The sequence below is a fragment of the Candidatus Polarisedimenticolaceae bacterium genome (assembly GCA_036376135.1).
Lineage (GTDB): Bacteria > Acidobacteriota > Polarisedimenticolia > Polarisedimenticolales > DASRJG01 > DASVAW01.
On sequence record DASVAW010000068.1, the window covers coordinates 1 to 3,064 of the forward strand.

Here is a 3,064-nt window from a genome sequence, read left to right on the forward strand (position 1 = left end):
CGCCGCCCTTCGCGAATTCACCGACCGATTCGCCTCGCCCCGGCGCCGTGCCGCGCTCGCCCGCTTCGAGGAGGCCCTCAACGCCTCGTTCGCGGAAGCCTCCGCTTCCCAGCGCGCCGCCGCGTCGGAAGCCTTCCAGCAGGTGGCGCACTACACGCTCGACTTCTGGGTGATGTCGCTCGAGCCCGAAGCGGTCTGAAAACAGGGACAGCAACCTATTTCAACGTGGCCGCGAGCTTGTTGGGAACGCGGAGGCCGGACCCTGCGGAACTTGCGGCGGGTCCGTCGGTTTCGAGCCTCGCGCCGCTCGAACGAACCGGATCATCTGCCCCGTCGCTCGTTGGGACCGCTGGAACTCTCCCACCCGCCGCAAGTACCGCCGGCGCGACGACCCTGCCTCCAACAACCTCGCGGCCACCGTGGACGCCGTTTCGTCGGCTTCGGGGGAGGGGAAATAGGTTGCTGTCCCTCTTTTCACGGGGCGCTACACTGCCGGCGTGACCGCAGAAACGCGCGAAGCGGTGTTGTACGAGAAGCTCCCCGGCGGGCGCGTCCGTTGCCACGCCTGCGGACACCGCTGCACGATCCTCCCGGGGCTCGACGGCATCTGCCGCGTCCGGGGGAACCGCGACGGGACCTTGTTCGCGCCGTGGGGATACGTCGCCGGAGCCCAGGTCGATCCGATCGAGAAGAAGCCTTTCTTCCACGTCCTTCCCGGATGCGAGGCCCTCTCCTTCGGCATGCTCGGATGCGATTTCCACTGCCCGTATTGCCAGAACTGGGAGACGTCGCAGAGCGGGCGCGACCCCGAGGCGTCGGCGCCGGCACGTCCGACCGATCCGGAATCGCTCGTCGCCGCCGCGGTGCGCTACGGAGCGCCGGTGCTCGTGAGCACGTACAACGAGCCGCTCATCACCGCCGAGTGGGCCGTCGCGATCTTCACCCTGGCCAAGGAGCGCGGCCTGCTCTGCGGGTTCGTCTCGAACGGGAACGCGACCCCGGAGGCGATCGCGTACCTGCGCCCGGTGGCCGACCTGTACAAGGTCGATCTCAAGGGATTCCGCGACGCCGCCTACCGTGAGCTCGGCGGGCGGCTGAAGCCGGTCCTCGATTCGATCGGCGAGCTCCACGCCGCCGGGTTCTGGGTCGAGGTCGTCACGCTGCTCGTCCCCGGGTTCAACGACGGGGAGGAGGAGCTCGGCGGCATCGCGCGTTTCCTCGCGTCGGTCTCGCCGGACCTTCCCTGGCACGTCACCGCGTTCCACCCCGACTACAAGATGCAGGCGCCCCGGGCCACGACCGCGGCGGACCTCGAGCGCGCCGCCGCGATCGGCCGCGAGGCGGGGCTCCGTTACGTCTACGCCGGAAACCTCCCCGGCGCGGTCGGCGGCCTCGAGGACACGATCTGCCCGGGGTGCGGGAAGGCGGTCGTCGAGCGGACCGGGTACCGGGTGCGCGCCGTGCGCCTGTCCGGCGGGGCCTGCGCGGCCTGCGGCACCGCGATCGCGGGACGGTGGGCGGCATGAAGGCGCCCAGGAGCCTTCTCTACGTTCCCGCGGCGAGCCCGTCGATGCTCCAGAAGATCCCGTCCCTCGCCGCCGACGCCTTCGTCGTCGACCTCGAGGACGGGATCTCGGCGCAGCAGAAGGAGAGCGCGCGGGAGCTCCTCCGCGAGGCCGCGGCGGCGCGGCTGATCCCCGAGAACGTCCCCTGGATGCTCCGGGTCAACGGCGTCGGGAGCGCGGGGCACGAGGACGACCTCTCGCTCGCGGAGGCGTTGCACCCGCCGCTGGTTCTCGTTCCCAAGGCGGAGGACCCCGAGGAGGTCTGCGACCTCGCCGACTGGTTCTCCGGCCACGGCTCCGGGACCGCCCTGATGATCGAGACGGCGCGCGGCGTCGCGGCGGCGCGCGAGCTCGCCGCCTGCCACGAGCGGATCGCCGCTCTCGTCGTCGGCTCGGCCGATCTCAGGATGTCGCTGCGGGCCCGCCCCGACGACGAGCGGGGCTGGGAACGGCACGCCCTCGGCGAGATCCTCCTCGCCGCCCGAGCCTCCGACGTGCTCGCGATCGACTCCGTCTACTTCCGCTTCCGCGACGACGAGGGGCTCCGCCGGCACGCGTCGATCGCGCGGGGGATGGGGTACGACGGGAAGTCGTGCATCCATCCGTCGCAGATCCCCGTGATCCACGAGGTCTTCGCGCCGACGATGGACGAGCTCGGCTGGGCGCGGCGCGTGGTGGATGCGTGGCGCACCCTCGACGGGGAGCGGCGCGGAGTCCTCGTCGTGGACGGGGAGATGATCGAGGCGCTGCACGTCACCGTTGCGGCGCGGATCCTCGAGCGGAGCGGTGCCTGAGCCACTCGAAGGCGATCGGCAGCACCGAGACGAACACGATCCCCAGGATGACGAAGGTGAAGTTCTCCTTCACGACGGGGATGTTCCCGAACAGGTACCCCGCACCGAGGCACCCGCCGACCCACGCGATCGCCCCGACGACGTTCCACGCGAGGAACCGCGCGTAGGTCATCGTGCCGATCCCGGCGACGAACGGCGCGAACGTGCGCACGATCGGGACGAAGCGGGCGAGGAAGATCGTCTTCCCGCCGTGGCGCGCGTAGAACTCCTGCGTGCGCACCAGGTGCCGGTGCTTGAGGAACCAGCGGTCGACCGAGAAGGCGCGCGGCCCGACCTTGTTCCCGATCCAGTAGTTGGCGGTGTCGCCCAGGATCGCGGCGACGGCGAGGAGCACGAACAACAACCGGACGTCGAGCCCGCCGATCGCGGCCAGCGCCCCCGCCGCGAAGAGCAGGGAGTCGCCCGGGAGAAACGGGGTGACGACGACCCCCGTCTCGAGGAAGACGATCGAGAAGAGGATCGCGTACGTCCACGCACCGTAATCGCGGATCAGCTCGGCGAGGTGCTTGTCGAGATGGAGGAACAGGTCGAGGAAGGTTTCGAGCAAGGGAGCCCTCTCTGCGCGTCACGACCCGACCGTGCTTGCACCGGGTTCTAATCTCCCATCGGCCCGGACGCTCCGAGGAACCGGGTTCCGGTTCTCCG

General features: G+C 70.3%; 4 protein-coding genes. 3 read left to right on the forward strand and 1 reads right to left on the reverse strand.

Going from position 1 to position 3,064, the window contains the following annotated elements; all coding sequences use genetic code 11:
- From VF139_06410 to VF139_06420, 3 genes are all read left to right on the forward strand, one after another.
- Positions 1 to 199: hypothetical protein (locus VF139_06410; GenBank protein HEX6851022.1), on the forward strand; the 199-nt coding region annotated here is incomplete at its 5' end.
- 298 nt (positions 200 to 497) lie between these two features.
- Positions 498 to 1,526: an AmmeMemoRadiSam system radical SAM enzyme gene (amrS, locus tag VF139_06415; GenBank protein ID HEX6851023.1), complete on the forward strand. Its 1,029-nt coding sequence runs from the start codon at positions 498 to 500 to the stop codon at positions 1,524 to 1,526.
- Complete coding sequence (locus VF139_06420; protein ID HEX6851024.1) at positions 1,523 to 2,359, forward strand: CoA ester lyase; 837 nt, start codon at positions 1,523 to 1,525, stop codon at positions 2,357 to 2,359. The genes amrS and VF139_06420 overlap by 4 nt, the downstream gene beginning before the upstream one ends.
- Here the strand turns inward: VF139_06420 and VF139_06425 are convergent.
- Positions 2,319 to 2,966, reverse strand: coding sequence for a DedA family protein (locus tag VF139_06425; GenBank protein HEX6851025.1), 648 nt, complete (start codon positions 2,964 to 2,966; stop codon positions 2,319 to 2,321). The genes VF139_06420 and VF139_06425 overlap by 41 nt on opposite strands.
- Positions 2,967 to 3,064: the final 98 nt, after the last annotated feature.